The sequence below is a fragment of the Lacibacter cauensis genome, from assembly GCF_007830055.1.
GTDB classification, from domain to species: Bacteria; Bacteroidota; Bacteroidia; order Chitinophagales; family Chitinophagaceae; genus Lacibacter; species Lacibacter cauensis.
In genome coordinates this window covers 263,622-282,409 of sequence record NZ_VLLE01000005.1, presented here as the reverse complement: position 1 = coordinate 282,409, position 18,788 = coordinate 263,622, and the positions used below count along the sequence as shown (strand labels likewise).

Annotated in this window: 12 protein-coding genes and 1 tRNA gene; 3 read left to right on the top strand and 10 right to left on the bottom strand. The window is 40.3% G+C overall.

What is annotated here, in order from left to right; all coding sequences use genetic code 11:
* Window positions 1-128 precede the first annotated feature (128 nt).
* Window positions 129-3,161, top strand: a complete 3,033-nt coding sequence (locus IQ13_RS14865) for a T9SS type B sorting domain-containing protein (RefSeq protein WP_144887178.1) — start codon at window positions 129-131, stop codon at window positions 3,159-3,161.
* Window positions 3,162-3,164: 3 nt separating this feature from the next.
* Here the strand turns inward: IQ13_RS14865 and IQ13_RS14860 are convergent, their stop codons facing one another.
* From IQ13_RS14860 to IQ13_RS14845, 4 genes are all read right to left on the bottom strand, one after another.
* Window positions 3,165-4,109: a glycosyltransferase family 2 protein gene (locus IQ13_RS14860; protein WP_144887177.1), complete on the bottom strand. Its 945-nt coding sequence runs from the start codon at window positions 4,107-4,109 to the stop codon at window positions 3,165-3,167.
* A gap of 222 nt (window positions 4,110-4,331) precedes the next feature.
* Window positions 4,332-5,081, bottom strand: coding sequence for a LytR/AlgR family response regulator transcription factor (locus tag IQ13_RS14855; RefSeq protein ID WP_144887176.1), 750 nt, complete (start codon window positions 5,079-5,081; stop codon window positions 4,332-4,334).
* Window positions 5,082-5,148: 67 nt separating this feature from the next.
* Entirely contained in the window at window positions 5,149-8,130 is a 2,982-nt protein-coding gene (locus tag IQ13_RS14850) for a sensor histidine kinase (protein WP_144887175.1), read from the bottom strand.
* A 15-nt stretch (window positions 8,131-8,145) separates the two neighbouring features.
* On the bottom strand, window positions 8,146-8,886 hold the full coding sequence (locus IQ13_RS14845) for a menaquinone biosynthetic enzyme MqnA/MqnD family protein (RefSeq protein WP_242009564.1): 741 nt from the start codon (window positions 8,884-8,886) through the stop codon (window positions 8,146-8,148).
* A 152-nt stretch (window positions 8,887-9,038) separates the two neighbouring features.
* On the opposite strand from IQ13_RS14845, the gene purB reads away from it, so the two are divergent.
* Window positions 9,039-10,385, top strand: a complete 1,347-nt coding sequence (purB, locus tag IQ13_RS14840; protein WP_144887174.1) for an adenylosuccinate lyase — start codon at window positions 9,039-9,041, stop codon at window positions 10,383-10,385.
* Between the two features lie 92 nt (window positions 10,386-10,477).
* Here purB and IQ13_RS14835 read toward each other — a convergent pair whose 3' ends face one another.
* On the bottom strand, window positions 10,478-10,831 hold the full coding sequence (locus tag IQ13_RS14835; protein ID WP_144887173.1) for a YraN family protein: 354 nt from the start codon (window positions 10,829-10,831) through the stop codon (window positions 10,478-10,480).
* A 108-nt stretch (window positions 10,832-10,939) separates the two neighbouring features.
* Here IQ13_RS14835 and IQ13_RS14830 point away from each other — a divergent pair, with 108 nt between their 5' ends.
* Window positions 10,940-11,497, top strand: coding sequence for a DUF6580 family putative transport protein (locus IQ13_RS14830; protein ID WP_144887172.1), 558 nt, complete (start codon window positions 10,940-10,942; stop codon window positions 11,495-11,497).
* Between the two features lie 83 nt (window positions 11,498-11,580).
* Here the strand turns inward: IQ13_RS14830 and rnhA are convergent, their stop codons facing one another.
* The 5 genes from rnhA to IQ13_RS14805 all read right to left on the bottom strand — a co-directional run bounded on the left by rnhA (window position 11,581) and on the right by IQ13_RS14805 (window position 18,784).
* A complete protein-coding gene (rnhA, locus tag IQ13_RS14825) occupies window positions 11,581-12,078 on the bottom strand; it encodes a ribonuclease HI (RefSeq protein ID WP_144887171.1) in 498 nt (165 codons plus the stop codon).
* Window positions 12,079-12,129: 51 nt separating this feature from the next.
* Window positions 12,130-13,755, bottom strand: a complete 1,626-nt coding sequence (locus tag IQ13_RS14820) for an acyl-CoA carboxylase subunit beta (RefSeq protein ID WP_144887170.1) — start codon at window positions 13,753-13,755, stop codon at window positions 12,130-12,132.
* Window positions 13,756-13,843: 88 nt separating this feature from the next.
* A tRNA-Ala gene (locus tag IQ13_RS14815) sits at window positions 13,844-13,917 on the bottom strand.
* A 96-nt stretch (window positions 13,918-14,013) separates the two neighbouring features.
* Window positions 14,014-16,407, bottom strand: coding sequence for an alpha-L-arabinofuranosidase family protein (locus IQ13_RS14810; protein WP_144887169.1), 2,394 nt, complete (start codon window positions 16,405-16,407; stop codon window positions 14,014-14,016).
* 22 nt (window positions 16,408-16,429) lie between these two features.
* Complete coding sequence (locus tag IQ13_RS14805; RefSeq protein ID WP_144887168.1) at window positions 16,430-18,784, bottom strand: glycoside hydrolase family 127 protein; 2,355 nt, start codon at window positions 18,782-18,784, stop codon at window positions 16,430-16,432.
* Window positions 18,785-18,788: the final 4 nt, after the last annotated feature.

Here is an 18,788-nt window from a genome sequence, read left to right as displayed (position 1 = left end):
GCAGCTAAGGTCAGAAATTCTGAAATATGTTGCGCAATTAAATCAATTACAGGCTTTTCTTATTTATTTTGTAGCAAATTCAGTGGTAAATCGGCTGATTTTAATACCATTCCTGAGCTGTTCTACTTATGAAAAAAAATACGTTAGTCATCCTTTTGTTATTCGCTTTGAGCCTTTCCTCACTAGCCCAATCAAATAGCAAAAAGCAAACAACTACTTCAGCACAAACATTAGCTTGTGATAACTGGCTCAAAACAAATGCACAATTTGATGCTGTCCAGATAGGCGATTTGGATATTACCGGCAACAAACTTACGGTTGAAGCTGTCTTTAATCGTACGGCCCCATACTCGGGTGCTTATGTGTACGCAGGCGATATTGTTTCAAAACATCAAGACCCTACAGACTGTAACTATTTGTTACGTCCCCTTAGTGCAGAAATAACCACAACCAACGGATATTTCATTACCCCGCTGCCTCCCTGTGCTTTAGAACTAAACAAAACATACCATGTTGCAATGGTATACGATGGCACCACTCTGAAATTCTATAGAAATGGATTTCTTGTTACGCAAGTTGCAGCAACTGGTAATCTCATTCAAAATAATCATATTACAACTATTGGTGATTTTGCTCCTTTTCTTCCAGGATTACCAGAGAATTTAACAGGATATATCAACGAAGTGCGCATATGGAATGTAGCAAGAACACAGACTCAACTTCAAACTTATGTTAACACTTCACTGCCCTCTCCAACTACTCAAACAGGATTATTAGCTTATTATGTTTTTGATAATTTATTAAACAAACAAGGTAATCCGGCATGGAACGGAATTATAAAAGGAAATGCAACAATTAATGCAACTAATACCGCTTGTAATAACTTCCCGTTAGTTAATTGTGTAACAACACCGCCTCAGTTTTGTACAGGAAGCTTAGGTGCACCAGTAGTACAAGTTGACTTTGGAAGCGGCAGCAACCCGGCAGCGCCTCTTTCTTCCATTGTTAGCGGAGCTTCAACTACGCATACCTATGTATCGGTAACAGGCAACCCTGCAACTCCAACGCCTATTGATGGAGAGTATACAATAACCAATAACATCCCAAACAACAGTGCATGGTTTTCAGGCCTGTCTGATCATACCAGTGGAGATACAAATGGCTATATGGCTTTCTACAATTCGCAACAAACAGCTGGGCAGGAATTTTACAAACAAGTAATCACAAATCTTTGTGGAGAAACAACCTATGAATTTTCTGCATGGGTAGCAAACTGTTTAAACCCGGCTGTACTAAACGGAGTTGATCCTGATCTTACGTTCAGAATTGAAAAAACAGATGGCACTTTGCTCGCTCTTTATAATACCGGCCCCATTGCAGAAACTGCGACTTTCACCTGGAACAGATTCGGTTTATTTTTCACCACTGGTATTAGCGAAACAACAGTTGTTGTAAAAATCATTAATAACAGTGTTGGAGGAAATGCACAACCTGGAAACGATCTTGCTTTAGACGACATTAGCTTTCGCCCATGTGGACCAACAATAAAAAGCTCATTAAATGCTTCAGCTCAAATTGATTCTGTTTCTGTTTGTGAAGGATCTGCTGTAACTCTATACGGGAGTTTGCTGAGTACAGGCTACAATTCTCCGTCGTATTTATGGCAGGTTAGTACCGACAACGCTGTTACATGGACAACTATTCCTAACAGCAATGCAATACAAATTAATTATACAATGCCGATAGCTGGCATAAATAAAACTTACAAGTTCAGGCTTCTCTATGCCAATGGATCCAATATCAATTCTCCTTCATGTCGTGTAATAACAAACCTTCTCACTGTAACATCAACTGCTTTGCCAACGGGCAATTTAGCAGTGGAAACTGTGTGCCCGGGTCAAAAGCCTAATATTACATTTACATCAACTTCAGCAAGCAGCCCTTTTAGCATTGTTTATAATGTTAATGGAAAGAATTATACCCAATCGAACCTTTCGAATAATACTGGCTTCCTCTGTGCTGAAGCGATTAACAACAACTCTTCCATTACTTTGGTTAGCATAACAGACAACAGAAACTGTTTAAACACAATAAACAACAATGCTTCCATAACTTTTAAAGCACTACCGCAGGGAGGAATAACAGATGCAGAAGGATGTGAAGGAGACTCATCTTTTCTTCGATTTACTGCAACGGCAGGATCCGCACCTTTTGCAATAAAAATTACAGACGGAACAACAACTTATACAATCAGCAATTTAAACAACAACGATAAATTTGCTATTCCAAATACCACAAATACCATTACTAAAACATACTTCATTACAGAGCTAAAAGAAAACAACGGCAACAATTGCACCCGGATTTCTGGCTTCACAAACCCATCTGCTACTCTTACCGTTAACAAAAAACCGAAATCGTTTTTTATACCTTATACTCCAACTTGTCTAATTGATACAACCATTACTATTAATCAGGCAACTGAAGCAAATGGTTTGGCAGGCGCAGGTTTCTATTGGGGCACAGGAGTGATAACACCTAACCTCTTTAACCCCACACTTGCCGGAGCAGGTAAGCATTTTATAAAATATGAATATATTACAGACAAAGGTTGCCGCAGTCTTGATTCTGAGGCAATAACAGTTAATGCATTGCCGGTAATTAATGCCGGAGAAGATATTGAGCGATGTGGCATATCTACCATTCAATTAAAAGCAACCGGAGCAAATAACTATATCTGGAGCCCCGGCTCTTTTTTGGATAATGCATTCATTGCGAACCCAGTGGCAACTGTTTCATTAACAACCGACTTTATTGTAAAAGGAACCGATAACATTGGTTGTTATTCAACTGACACTATGAAAGTTATTATTTCCGATAACATTGCACAAAAGTTATTTATTGCAAACTCATTTACTCCGAATAGCGATGGTGTGAATGATTGTTTTGGAATTAGTCATTGGGGGTTTGTGGAGTTAACCGAATTTTCAATTTACAATCGCTGGGGGCAAAAGATTTTTTCTTCAAATAACAGCCAAAAATGCTGGGATGGAACATTTAACGGATTACAGCAACCACCAGGTGTTTATATTTACCAGATACGTGCAATAAACGGCTGCGGAGAAATAAACAGAAAAGGTTTTATTAATCTTATCAGATAGTTACTAGCTTCTGAATCTAAACAACATGTAATGCATAGTCATACTTATTTTTGAGTATGCACCGTATTTTTTTAATGCCTTAATACCAAGTTTGTGCTGCCACCCGATCATACTTTTTAAAACAAAAGGCACTTGTTCTAAAGCCACATATTCCTTCAGCTCTTCAACATCGTTAATATATAGATTGCGCATTAAGCGCCAGTAATAATCATAAACAAAAATATTGTTGAGGCAATGCGTACCCAGTTTGTTGAGCAGGTATATATTTTCAGGCAACTCAACTTCCCTTTTCCGAAATGAAGCTGTTGTTATCTGCTCAGACCCGATACCAATTTTTATCAATGGCTGTTTAATAGCGTAAAAATCATGAGTCTGAAGATTTCGAATGTAAAATTCGAAATCAACTACCCATTTAACAGATTCATCAAACCACTGCTTTAATTCATTTTTGATAAGTGTTGTACTCGGGTGACCGATATAATTTTCACGAAACAGGTACAATGGATTTTGCCTTAACATCTGCTCATGCCTTTTATTGATTACAAACGATTGCTCAGCTCCAGATTCAAGTTGCACATTTACAAACCCGCTAAAAATAAATGCTGCTTTTGTTTGTGTTGTTGCATCGGCAAATACTGCAAGGCTATGCTCATCTGCAAACCAATCGTCGTCGTGCATAATTTTTATCCAGCTGCCTTTTGCATGTACAATGGCTGCATTCCAGTTTGCAGGCGAACCAAGAGGCTTTTCATTTCTGTAATAAGAAATAGGCAGAGATATTTGATACTGCTCAACCAAATTACCCACAGCCGCATCGGGGCTGTCGTCGGTTACAATTATCTCATAGTCTTGAAAAGTTTGCGACTGGATTGATTGAAACAATCTTTCCAGGTAAACTACATTTTTGTAGGCAGGTATACAGACAGATATTAAAGGAGAGGAACTCATTATTGCCTTATGCGGCAAATATACAAACCACGGCTAAACATGAAAAAAGAACCCTCGGACAGTACCATTAATTCACTGCAACAGGGGTTCATTTGCTTATAGATGGAATCATAACGGCTTTCGCAACGGCCTCAGGATTCGAAATAAATACAATACTTTAATCGGTCAAACACAAATCTTATAAGCGTGCAGCAAAAATTTATAACTGTGTAAAGAGGTCATTTAATACCCTATCCGCCTCATAAAATCGTCCTTTCGCCGGGTAGCAACCTCAAGAAAAGTGCCATTTTCCATTTCTACCTCTCCTCCCCTTCCTTTGTGGTATTTTTTTACTTTATTAAGATTGATAAGGTATGAATGATGTAAGCGGAAAAAAGTATGTTCAGGCAAAATTTCTTCATACTCCTTCAAGCTTTTGGAAGAAATTAGTTTCTGCCCGTCAACAGTGAAAATATAAGTATAGGCTCCACTTGCCTCGCAATATAAAATTGACTGAAAGTCGATAAAATCGAGCTGATCCTTAAATGTTGGCACTGCAATTTTTTGCAATCCACCTGCAGGTTGTTTAATGTTCTGCATTAAGAACTTTAGCTGCTCATTCATGTTCTTTTGCCCTGCTCGTAATTCTGCACGTGCCACAACTGCCTTCAGCTCGGCAATATCAACCGGTTTTAATAAATAGTCTAACGCCGAATATTTAAATGCCTTTAAAGAGTAAGAGTCGAATGCTGTAACAAAAACAATCTCGAAATTAACCGGCATAATTTTATCAAGTAAATCAAAAGCATTACCATGCGGCATTTCAATGTCCAACAACACAAGATCAGGTTGCAGTTCTTTAATGAGGTCATAAGCGGTGTCAATATTGTCTGCTTCGCCAACATGGGCCACCTGCGGACAATACTCCTTCAGCAACTCCTTTATGATTCGTAAATTCTTCGGCTCGTCGTCAACGGTTAACACTTTAAGCATAAAAAACAGTTTTAAACTATTCCAATGTAGCAATAAAAGTAAGCAGCATTTGAATGCAACAGTATCTTTAAACGGGAAACTTTACAGAAACGCTTGTACCACATGGTTCTCCTGCTTCGTTCGTAAGGTCTTTAACAGTAATGGTAATTAGTCTGCTGGCACTACGATTTAACAGCTCCACTCTTTCTGCTGTTAATGACATTCCTCTGGATTGATATTCGATTGGGTTTACTGCCTTTAGTTTAGCTGCTTTATCTCTTCCAATACCATTATCCTCGATTATACATTCCAGTATTTCATCACGCTCAATAAAAGAGAGATGGATATGCCCGCTTTTATCCCTTAAATAGCGTACACCATGGCGTAAAGCATTTTCCACATATGGCTGCAACATCAAAGGAGGCAAATAAAGTTCACTGGCTGGCAATATAGTATCAACGGTTATTGTAAAATCGAACTTACTTTCCATCCGCATACGCTCCAGTTCAAGGTAATTTTTCAGGTATGCAATTTCTTCAGCTACTGTTATTTTGTCTTTTGATGAAAAATCGAGTGTTTGCCGCATTAATTTAGAGAAGCCGGAAATAAAACTATTTGCACCTTTCACATCACGATCGATCACATATTGTTGAATAGAATTAAGACTATTGAAAATAAAATGCGGATTCATTTGCGATTTAAGCGCAAGTTGCTCCGATTCGGCAATGCGTTTTTGCAGTTCTTTATCTTCATTTTGTCGCTTTCTGATTACTTGTATCCTTTTACGAAAAGCAAGAATCAGTAATGCTAATATGAATGCAAATGCCGTTACCCAAAACCATGCTGTTGCCCAAAAAGGTGATCTGCAAATAACAGGAATGCGAATTATGCTTAATGAATTAGTCCATTCTTCCAGCTCATCCTTAGCCTGTATTTGCAACTCATATTTGCCATAAGGCATGGGGTTAAACTGAAGTTGCAAATCATTCGTATAAAACCAGGTTGAATCGTATCCATCCAGCCGATATCGATAACTTAATTTTCCCGAACTTGTATATTTCAATGCTTCATAATTAACAGAAAGGTTACGCTTCCTGAATCCCATATTTTTCAACCCATCTAAATCAACATCCAATCCATTTAACTTTATTCCTGTTAGATAAAATGGCAGACTTTTACTTTTTCTTGTATTGAAATAACCAATATCCAGATAGGAAATTCCGGCATTGGTTGCTACAATAATTTTACCTCCATTTCTCACAATGTCATTAACTTCATTAGAAAGCAAGCCATCCTGAACGTTGACATTTCGAACCGTATACTTAAATGGTTTAAGCGACAGCAGATTAAGGATGGATATCCCCTTATTTGTTGCCAACCATATTGTGTTGCCATCAATAAATATTCTCCTGATATTATTACTTACCAGTCCTTGGTCTTCTGTTAATTGAACGAAGGTGTCAACGCTTTGCAAAACAAGACCTTTACCCCTTGTACCTAAAACTAGTGCCTGATTCTTATACTCAGCTATATCTGTAATTCTGGATTTCAGAAGCACTTTAGTACTATCATAAAGACTCAATTTCCCGTTAGCGAATTTCCATAAACCCAAAAGATTGCCAATTAAAAATTCTTTCTTATGCGTAAAGAAAATTTTTGCTGCACGAAACTTTTCATTACTTATTCGCAAATCGCTCGCATTATTGCTTAGCGCTTTTCTGAAAGAGGCTGTATCCTTTAATACAATTCTCGACACATTATCATTTGCTCCTAAATAAAGGACGTTATCCATTTCAATTATGTTGGACAACCCAGATAATTGAATATAAGAAATCCCTCTCCCTGCTTTTTTTTCCAGCCAGTTTTCATTTTTATACAATGGTCCTCCCACAAACACACTCGAAGTCTCAGTTCCACGAACATATAATGAATACACAGGTTTAGTAAGCATTTTTGTCTCTTCAATAAATTTATCGGGCAAAGCACGTATAACATACCCATCGAAAGTTCCGGCTAGCAAACTTGAATCAGAAAGCGTGTGTAAAGCATTAATTCGCCTGTTAAGAATATCGCCATTTCTGGCCAAATGTTTTACATGTACACTGTTCAAATAAAAAACACCATCTAAAAGACTCGTGAACCACAAACCATTTTCGTAATCCTTAGAAACAGATGTGATATGCTTATCTCTAAAATATTCTCCAATGCTGTTCCCCGATTTATCTTTTATCATCAACCCTTTTTCTGTAGCGAAATAGAACACATCGTCTATTTCTTCAACATCATAAATTCGATATTGATTTTTTTGAAAATCATAACTGCCGTCTTTATAAATCCATGTACTAAATTCATCAGACACAAATAAGATCGTTCCATTTGAAAATTGCTTCGCACGAAACAGCTCCGGTTTATAATGATGAGGAATTGATATCTTAATTTCTTTATTTCCAACACTAATTTCTATGTTTGTATTAAGGTTTGGGAGTGGCCCGGAATTAAATTTCCGTGGATAGAACCGAACATATGAAAAAAAACTACCCGGGTTGGTAGAGAAAGAATTGTACTGTATTCGATTCTGAATCGAAATTAAATCCTTCATATCTCCTTTTTCAGTAACCACATAAGCATTAGGACCCGTTGAGGAAATGTAAAGCGAATTAGTACTATCCAAAAACAGCGCATTAATTACGCCGGGCCGAATGGCATTCGAAACCTTTGCACTCCACTTATATTCCTCAAACTTTCCATCTTCAAACACAAACAGCCGGCCCGAAAACGACCAGGCCCAGATACGTTTTTTATAATCTTCGTACAACCCAAGGATGGAATTATCGGCCAGGTTAAACGTTTTAAATTCATAGCCGTTATACCTGCATACACCATGATCGGTTGCAAACCACATGTAATGCTGTGCATCCTGCAGTACTTTGTGTACTTCAGAACTGGGTAACCCGTCGTTGGGTGTATAATTTTTAAAGGCGTAACGCAACTGCTGTGCAGTACCTGTATGTACGAGAAAGCTTGTAAAAAAAACCAGCAGTAAAAAACAATGTCTTCCGGATAGCTGCATAATTAAAAATACAAATTATGCGTTCAAAAAAGCCAGGAACTTCTCCATTCCTTTTCGCTTCTCATCGTTAAGTAAATAGCTGATGTTATGCGTATAATATTTTTTTAAGTCGTATACCGGATACTTCTGCGCTTCTGCTATTTCATCAATATGCAAAAAACCTTCGGCGTTGGCTGCATTAAACCGGCTGATCCATTCATTACTCATCGGCTTAATGCTCACCCATACAGCAAAAACGAACGGCAAATGCGTCATGGCCTGCCATTCGCTTGCCAAATCGTAGATGTAAGTTGATAACCGGCGTTGCTCCAATGCCCGGTCGCCAATAACCACTGCACCGGTTGTGCCGGCAATTTTTGTACGGTAGCTTTCATCCTGTGCATTGATGATTTCGGGATTGATGCCCCAAAATTCTTTCATTAATATTTTTGCTAATGCAACCGATGTGCGGCTTTGGTAATCGAGATACACTGCCGTTAGTTGGTTCACGGGCACTTCGCTGAATAAACAAACCGATGCCACTTCATGCTCTGCTCCAATGCAATAATCGCTTACAATAAAATATTCGGGCAGCTCTTTTAATAAAGCCACGGGCACCAGTGCCACATCAACCGCTCCGGTTTTCAGCATTTCAGCCACTTTCGAAGGGTAATCGGGTACCAGCTCATGCTCCTGCAGAAACGCATCGTTCTGCATGCCATACATCATGGGCTTTGTGTTTAAATAACTGACTGCACCAACTTTAATCTTCTTCAATTCATTTACTTTTGCGCTGCAAAGAAAAGGATTTTTTGGTGGGCAGGCTATTTGCTGCTATTGAGCTCCTGTTGCGTCGCACGCTTGTGCTGCAACAACGATATGCAGCAATCCTTTAGTCAACTGATTAACTACAAACTGTAAATTATTCCATGGAACTTCAAAACCTCACAGCTATTTCTCCGGTCGACGGACGTTACCGTAACCAATTACAGCAACTCGATGCTTATTTCTCCGAATTTGCGTTGATCCGTTACCGTGTGCTGGTAGAAGTTGAATACTTTTTATTCCTGGGCGAAAAGAAATTCTTTAAGCTGTCTGCACAACAACAGCAGGCACTGAAAGATGTGGTAACCAATTTTTCTGTAGCACAGGCACAGGAAATTAAAAACCTTGAAAGCGTTACCAACCACGATGTAAAAGCAGTAGAATATTTTTTAAAGCGTGAGCTGGAAGCTTTGAAGTTAGACCACCTGAAAGAGTGGATCCATTTTGGTCTTACATCGCAAGACATTAACAATACCGCTATTCCACTTTCGTGGAAAGAAGCCCTGGAGAATGAATTACTGCCCGGCATTTCTACCCTTATTTTAAAGCTGAAAGGTTTTGCCAAAGACTGGAAAAATATTCCATTGCTGGCACGTACACACGGACAAGCAGCATCGCCTACCAAACTGGGTAAGGAGATCATGGTATTTGTTGAGCGTTTGGAAAATCAGCTGCAGCAATTATCGGCTTTACCTACTGCTGCAAAATTTGGTGGAGCTACCGGTAATTTCAATGCGCATTATATTGCTTTCCCTAAAAAAGATTGGGTAAAATTCGGCAATGAGTTTGTTGATACAAAGCTGGGCCTGCAACGCCAGCAATACACTACACAAATTGAACATTACGATAACCTTGCTGCACAAATGGACAGCATCAAACGCATCAATACGATTTTGGTTGATTTGTGCCGGGATATCTGGACCTATGTATCGATGGACTACTTCAAACAAAAAATTAAAAAGGGCGAAGTGGGCAGCAGTGCCATGCCGCACAAAGTAAACCCGATCGATTTTGAAAATGCGGAAGGTAATCTGGGTATTGCCAATGCACTGTGGGAACATCTCTCAGCAAAACTTCCTGTTTCACGTTTGCAGCGAGACCTTACCGATTCAACGGTATTGCGTAACCTCGGCGTACCGTTTGCTCATACAGTACTTTCATTAAAGTCAATCAACAAAGGATTAAATAAATTACTGTTAAACGAAGAAAAGATTAAACAGGATCTGGAAAACAACTGGGCAGTTGTGGCAGAGGCCATTCAAACCATTCTGCGCCGGGAAAACTACCCCAATCCTTACGAAGCATTAAAAGAATTAACCAGAGGCAATGCAGCCATCACCCAAAAAACCATGCAGGCATTTATTAAAGGTTTAAAAGTAAGTGCAGATGTGAAGAAAGAACTGGCTGCTATTACGCCTTACAATTATACAGGCGTTAATCCGAAATACTAAAAGGGAAAAGGTAAAGGGTTTAAGGCAGAAGGAATACATGAAAACAACACGTGTGTGCTCTTCCTTAAACCTTATACCTTCAGCCTTCTACCCTACGAGACGTCTTCCAGGAAAAAATACTCCGGTGCTTTGTACTTGTGCAGGCGAATGCTGAGGATGTCGTATTGAATCCGTTTCCAGTTGGGATATTGCTGCAGGTACTCTTCTCCTGCAAGCATTAACCGTTCTAATTTTTTAGCGGTTACTCCTTCTTCCGGGTGACCAAACGTATCGGTTGTTCTTGTTTTTACTTCCACAAAATGCAGTACGCCGTCTTTTGATGCCACCACATCCAGTTCAAAATAGGAATGCTTCCAGTTCCGATGCAGGATAGCAAAACCCTGTGCCTGCAACCAGGCTGTTGCCAGTTCCTCTCCTTCTTCGCCGGTTTTGATGTGTTTGGCCATAGTGCTAAAATAATCGTTTCCCCCTTATCCACATATCGGGGAAAAGCCGCTGAAAAAATGAACGGTCGGGAGTTGTTTTTAGCTATTTTTGTCGCTCAATCACGATTTATGAAGTTGAACAAAACATTCGTTTATTCATTAGTAGCTCTTGTTGTTGTTGCTGCCTTGTACCGCATTATCCCTAACCGCCCGTTTGGGTTTGCGCCACAAATTGCCATTGCATTATTTGCAGGTTCTGTTATCAAGGATAAGAAATATGCATTTGCATTACCCATCCTCAGCATGTTCATCAGCGATGCGTTGTACCAGGTTTTATACAGTGCAGGCTTATCTTCAATAAAAGGTTTTTATGGCGGACAGCTGACCAACTATATTTTATTTGCCGGTTTAACTTTTATTGGTTTCTTCATTAACCAAAAGAAAGTGTTACAGATTTTTGCAGGTGCACTAGCCGGACCAACTGCATATTTTTTAATCAGCAATTTTTTAGTCTGGATTGGCGGCGGTGGTTATGGCCATCCAAAAACATTTGCTGGTTTAATGACTACTTATGTTGATGGTATTCCGTTCTATGGAGGAAGTGTAGCAGCAACTATACTTTTCTGCACCATGTTCTTTGGCGCACATGCATTGTTAAGTTCAAAAGAATTGAAAACAGCACAATAATGTCCTGAGCGCAGTCGAGATGCGATTAACGTAAAGCTGAAAAATATAAAAAGCCCCGAAATGTTCGGGGCTTTTGTTTTACGTCAAAACAGAGTTCCGCTTAATGCGCCATCTTCGTCAGTTCCAACATAACCTTCATCAATAGGCAAATCTTTTAATCTAGCTGCTTGGTTAGCAAGTTCATCACATCTATTGTTATAGGGATTTTCAGCGTGTCCCTTAACCCATACAAATCTAATGTTATGTTTTTTTGATAGAGAATAATACTGACGCCACAAATCTGAGTTCTTCTTTCCTCCTTTAAAATTTGTTTTCATCCATTTATTCAACCAGCCCTGCTCAACAGCTTTAACTAGATACTGGCTATCTGAGTAAACAGTTATTTGCAATCCATCTTTTTTCAAAATCTTGAGCGCCTCGATTACGGAAATCAACTCCATCCTATTATTTGTGGTATGCTGAAATCCACCTGATATTTCTTTTTTATGTTCACCAAACATCAAAATTGCACCATACCCTCCACGACCTGGGTTACCCAGTGCTGACCCATCAGTGTAAATAATTATTTCATCGGATATCATAGGTGTGATGTTACAAAAAAACTTTTTCAATGAACAAAATAAAACAAAAAACTACACCTGAAACACCCCCACTCTCAAATCGTCCATGTCAGGATTATTGTTAGCAGCAGCAATACCTTCACTAATCACTTTCCTTGTTTCGATGGGATCAATAATTTCGTCTACCCATAAACGTGCAGCAGCGTAGTAAGGCGTTGTTTGTGCATCGTAACGGCCCTTGATTTCATCCAGCAATTTCTTTTCTTCTTCCGCACTTACTTCCTTGCCTTTTGCTTTCATTGCCGCCACCTGTATCTGCAATAATGTTTTCGCTGCCTGGTCTCCACCCATCACCGCAATTTTGGCGGTAGGCCATGCGTAAATAAACCGTGGATCGTAAGCTTTACCACACATCGCATAGTTACCTGCTCCATACGAATTGCCAACTACAATCGTAATCTTCGGCACAACACTGTTGGCCACCGCATTCACCATCTTTGCTCCATCTTTAATAATGCCGCTGTGTTCGCTGCGACTGCCCACCATAAAACCGGTTACATCCTGCAAAAACACCAATGGTATTTTCTTTTGATTGCAGTTGAGAATAAAACGTGCAGCTTTATCGGCACTGTCGTTATAAATTACACCGCCCAACTGCATTTCATTTTTCTTATTCTTTACAATAGTACGTTGATTGGCAACAATGCCCACCGCCCAACCATCAATGCGGGCATAACCGCAGAGGATGGTTTTACCATAGTCTTGCTTGAACTGATCGAAGTCGCTGTCATCCACAATGCGTTCAATAATCTCCAGCATATCGTATGGCTTCCCATCGGCAGGAAATAAACCATACAACTCTTCCGGATTTTTCTTTGGCGGTTTAGGTGCCACACGATCGAACCCGGCTTTCTTTTTCTCCCCGAGTTTGCTCATCAACTTCTTTACTTCATCCAGGCACTCCTGTTCGGTTTTGAATTTATAATCGGCAATGCCACTTAACTCGGTATGTGTAACGGCTCCGCCCAATGTTTCGGCATCAATATCTTCACCAATCGCTGCTTTTACCAAATAAGGCCCAGCTAAAAAGATGGAACCATTTCCTTCAACCATCAATGTTTCATCGCTCATGATGGGCAGATAAGCACCTCCTGCAACACAAGCCCCCATCACCGCTGCAATTTGTGTAATGCCCATGGCACTCATGCGTGCATTGTTACGGAAGATGCGGCCGAAATGTTCTTTATCGGGAAAAATTTCATCCTGCATGGGAAGAAATACGCCGGCACTGTCAACCAAATAAATCACCGGCAAACGATTTTCCATTGCTATTTCCTGCATGCGCAGGTTTTTTTTACCGCTGATGGGAAACCAGGCGCCTGCTTTTACCGTTTGATCGTTGGCAACAATAATGCACTGGCGGCCGCTCACATAACCGATGCCCGCTACCGTACCACCTGCCGGACAACCGCCTTGCTCTGCATACATATCATACCCGGCAAAAGCACCCAGTTCAATAAAGGGCTTATCGGCATCTCTGAGATAGTCGATACGTTCCCGTGCTGTAAGCTTGTTACGTTCCCGTTGTTTTTCGATGGATTTTTTGCCGCCTCCCTCGTAAATCTTATGCAGACGTTTCCGCATTTCGGTGAGCGACAGTTTCATTGCGTCTTCGTTCCTGTTGAACTGAATATCCATACAGCTAAAATTTAATAATTACAATCGTTAGCGCAAGATAAGGGCAGAAAATGAAAAAGGCCCGCATTACTGCGAACCTTAAAGCTTGTGGAGAATACCGGATTCGAACCGGTGGCCTCTTGCATGCCATGCAAGCGCTCTAGCCAACTGAGCTAATTCCCCAAGGGGAGGCAAAGATAACAGTACACTCCATTACAACAAAAAAATTGATGGATCGTAAAAACAGAGCTCGCTATCTGCCCACATTTCTAGGTTTGCTCAATTCGCTTTTATTCTTAAAACAGTAAAAGAGTATTTTGGCAAAACCAGTTTATTGTTGAGCACAACATCTGTTGTGGTTACAGGTTTTACATTCTTCTCATCTGGATTTCCCTGTAAGACTGTTTTCGCTATGTTGTAATTACTAAGATTCAGATCTTTCACATCAACAGTTGTTTCAACCGGCAAAAGATTAACGAGTTTAATAATCAAATCACCTGTTTTTGCATCTTTTACAACCGATGTTGCAATCCGCTTTTGAACATCTGCATTTCCATGATCAACAGTAACACTGCTTTCAATATATTCTTCACCTGCATTGTTGCCAAACATCTTTTGTACTTCATAACCCGGCGTAAGTTTTATTTCACTGTTGTTGAAGTAGATCATATCCGGATTCCATTGCGTATGACCTTCTTTTGCCAGCAATGGTGCATAAGATGTCATCTCCACCACATCACCATTACGCTCCACACTGCATAAATACAAGGCCTCTGCCAATGCAGTTTCCATATTGTTTGGCCGTCCTCTTACATGTGCTGCATATTCACCGAGATACACTTTTGATTTCTTGCGATCATACTTATCATAGAAATCCTGGTTGTTGATTAACCATGCCGGCGGCACATAATAATGCTCATCCACCATTGGAACTTCCAGCTTTGATGCGAAGTCCCAGCCAAAACTGTAATCGCTTCCTTCGTAAAAAGGCCCTACTGTTCCAATAACTGTTATGGCAGGATATTTTGCTTTGATGGCTTTATAAATCATTGCAAAGCGTTCTTTAAACACTTCCGATATCAGATCTTCGTTACCGATACCAATGTATTTTAAATTGAACGGTGCCGGATGCCCTGCTGCTGCACGGAGTTTGCCCCATGTTGTATTTTTATCTGCATTGGCCCATTCGATCAAATCGAGAATATCCTGGATATACGCATCCATTTCATTGAGCGGAATACCACCTTGCTGTCCTGCAATGCCTGTTTGATGATGATGACTGGAGTTCTGACAGGGAACACCTGCTGCAAGCACGGGCAAAGGCTCAGCACCGATATCTTCACAAAACTGGAAGTATTCGTAATAGCCAAGTCCCATTGTTTGGTGATAGCCCCATAAATTAAAATCGGGCTTCCGTTCTTCGAGTTTGCCAATTGAATTTTTCCAGCGATAAATATTATCAATGCCATTTCCATGCGCCAGGCAACCACCGGGGAAACGCATAAAGCGTGGCTTGATATCGGCAATAGCTTGTGCCAGATCGGCTCTTAAACCATTCTTTCTGTTCCTGAATGTTTTTTGCGGAAAGAGCGAAACAACATCAACAGCAGTCTCTTGTTTTTTTGCAGTGATTGAAAGCCTTGCATGTTTAACCGTAGTATTTGCTGTGAACACTGCTAGATACTGTTTCCAGTTTGAAGTATTCGCAGCAATTGTTATTTCGTTTGAAACCTTCGTTCCATTACTGTCAATTAACACAATCGATAAACTACCCTTGTTTGCTGAACGTACAAATAAAGAAAGATTGTATTTCTCCCCTGCTGCAACAGCAATGCCATCAAACCCTTCATTCTGCAACTGCTCATCTTTTTGCAGTACTGCATAATGTGGATTATTTTTATGAACAGGCTGTGTACTTTCAATCTTTAGATTCCCATTGCTGCTTTTCCAATAGCTGGTGCTGTTCCATTCTCTTCTGTCATTCGAAGTATATTCAAAATCCCTGTTCTGTATCAGCTCGGCATACAAACCGCCATCGGCAGCATAATTCAGGTCTTCAAAAAAAACACCCACCAGTTTATCGCTGATCTTTTTCTTATTGCCCATATTAACGGACAATGAAACATTTACAGGTTTCAGCGTAGCATTCTTTTCTGCAAAACTTTGTGCATTTACACTGTATTGCATATTGCGATACGCTTCCAGGTCGGTATGATTGATCAATGCCTGTATAAAACTCCACGGTTGTTTATGAACGACAGCAGCACTGTTTAAAGCTTTATTAATTACAGGAAATCTTGTCTTTACTTCTTCATATAAAAAATAATCCTGGGGCTTCCACAAAACAAGATCATTTGAATAAGCAATGCCAACTACCTTATGTTCAGCTTCCGTAAAAAAGTAACAGGCCCACTCAGTCGTGCTATTCTTTACCAACACGGGATCGAACATTTTCTTACTTGAACCCCATCGACCATAATCACTTCTTAAGAAAGAAAATTCATTGCCGATGCTGATCCAGTTCTTGCCATCAAAACTATAAGCAATGTGCAGTCCGTTTTTATTCTCATTCTTGCCGGTGGTATATCCTTTTACAAAAACCGAATCGGGCTGCTGTGCAAACGCACTCATCACCGAAACAACAAACAACAAAGCCAGTAATCCCTTTTTCATCTGCCTGTTTTTAAATGATTTTTTATTTCAGCAACCGTACATAATAGATACCACCGGCTGTTGATTTTTCTTTTGCAGCAAATTTTACCGTAAGTAATTTTTCTTTTGTCAATTCTGCAGGCAATGGATAATCCACATCAAAAAACTGATCGCCTTTTGATCCGTTCAGCTCAACTGTTTGCAATAACACATCATTCACATAAATATCAAACAACCGGTTACGATCCTGCCCGAAATAAGTAATACGCAATGTGCGTGCAGCAGCATCGGTATTTTTCAACTCATAGCTGAACCATTTTCTTGCTGTACGCCAGTGACGGTCTTTATGTACACCGGCTTCTGTCTGCTCTCCTTTAAAATTATGATCCGATTCCGGTTGCTGTTCACCCGGTGCTACCTGGTCAACCGTTATCTTTTCTAATGCCAGTCGTACTTCTTCCTTCTTGCGTATTTCTTCTTTAACTGTTTCCAATTGTGCAGGAGTAGCATAACGCCAGTATAACATATATCGACTGTCGTGAATCGTATAAAAAGGAACCAACTGCAGATCTTTATACTTCGCCGGATAAACCAATGAAGCGGCGGTGTAGGTAAATGCTTTCCCCTTTACAGGTTGCAGCGCTGTCATGTTTTTCTTATCAGCTGTTACAATCATGGGCGCTTCATCTATCGGATAAGATGGGCCGTTTGCAACATGCCCCATGCGACTGTCATCCGCTTTCAATCCCTTTAATCCGGTTGTATCCGTTGCAGCAGCCAATACAATTGGTCCACGAACAAACGATACCCACGATGAACTGTCGGGCAAAAACTCTGCTTTAATTTCCATGGGCAATTGCATCGTCAGCACATCGCCTGTTTTCCAAACACGTGTAACAGATGCATACGAATTTTCATTGCGCTTCAACTGCACGGCTTGTTTATTTACATACGCTTTCAACGCACCATCCTTTACCCACGAAGGATAGCGGAACAGAATTGCAAACTGCTGCGGTTTCTTTATCGTAATCTTTAATGTTGTTGTTTCAGTATTTGGAAAAGTGGTTTGTTGTTCAACCTGCAATCCTTTTTCTTTCCAGTTAAGTGTGGACGGAATAAAAAAGTTGACATACAGATCATTTGCAGTATGTGCATAAATCAACTCGCCATACTTGCCATGATTTTCCATGCCTGTACCCACACAACACCACATACCCATCTGCGATTGCGAATACACACGGTAATGCCGTGGACGGATGGGTGTAAAATAAACAAAGCCACCATCCGGATGTTGCGACGAAAGAATATGATTGTACAGGGTACGTTCGTAATAATCCATGTAGGCAGCTGAGGGATGTGCCAAAAACAATTGCTTCGATAATTTAAGCATGTTGTAACTGTTACAGGTTTCAGGACCTTCCTTTGTATCAATCATCGAAGAGAAATCATTGGCCGGATGAAAATGTTCCCGCACACTGTTACCACCGATTGAAATTGTCCTGTGCTTCGTTACTGTATTCCAGAAAAAGTCTGCTGCGTTGGCCCAGCTGCTGTCGCCACCGAGTGATGCAATACGCACAAAGCCGATCACCTTTGGTATTTGTGTATTGGCATGCAAACCATTGAGTGCATCTTTCTGTTGCAGCAATGGATTTAAAATAATTTTGTGTGAAAGACGCTTTGCCAGCTCTAAATATTTTTTATCGCCGGTAACAGCAGCCACATCGGCAAAGGCTTCGTTCATACCGCCATGCTCACTACGTAAAATCGTTTGCAGTTGTTCATCGCTCAGCTTTGAAGTAATGGTATAAAACCAATCGGATAATTTAACCAGTATTGTTTTTGCTTTTTGATTGCCGGCAATCGTGTATGCATCAATTAAACCTGCATACAGCTTGTGAATATTATACAGCGGCACCCATTTATCATTCAACGAAAAACCACCTGCGTTGATTTTCCCTGCAGCCACATCCTGCCACATCTTCTTACCGCCGGGGATGCCGCCTACATAACCATCAGCATCTTTTTGCTGGCATTTCTCCAGCTGATCAATCATGTAATTCAAACGACGTAAGATCTCAGCATCGCCTGTTGCGGCATACATGTTGGCCAAAGCAGAAAGATAATGCCCGCCGATATGTCCATCCAATCCGCTGTTCTCCCAGTTAGGATAACTGATCGCTTTGGTTTCAATGCCCGCTTCTTTTAAAAACGGAGCCAGCAAACGATCCACATCCATCGACAGAATATATTTCTTGTCTGTTTCCTGTGCCTGTTTAAACGGACTGTTGAGCAAACGCACATCATGCAGCGAAAATGTATGCAAACTGTTCTGCTGCGCAAAACAATTTCCATGAAGCGAAAGCAAAAAAAATGTACCGGCAAGTAATCTGAACATGGCG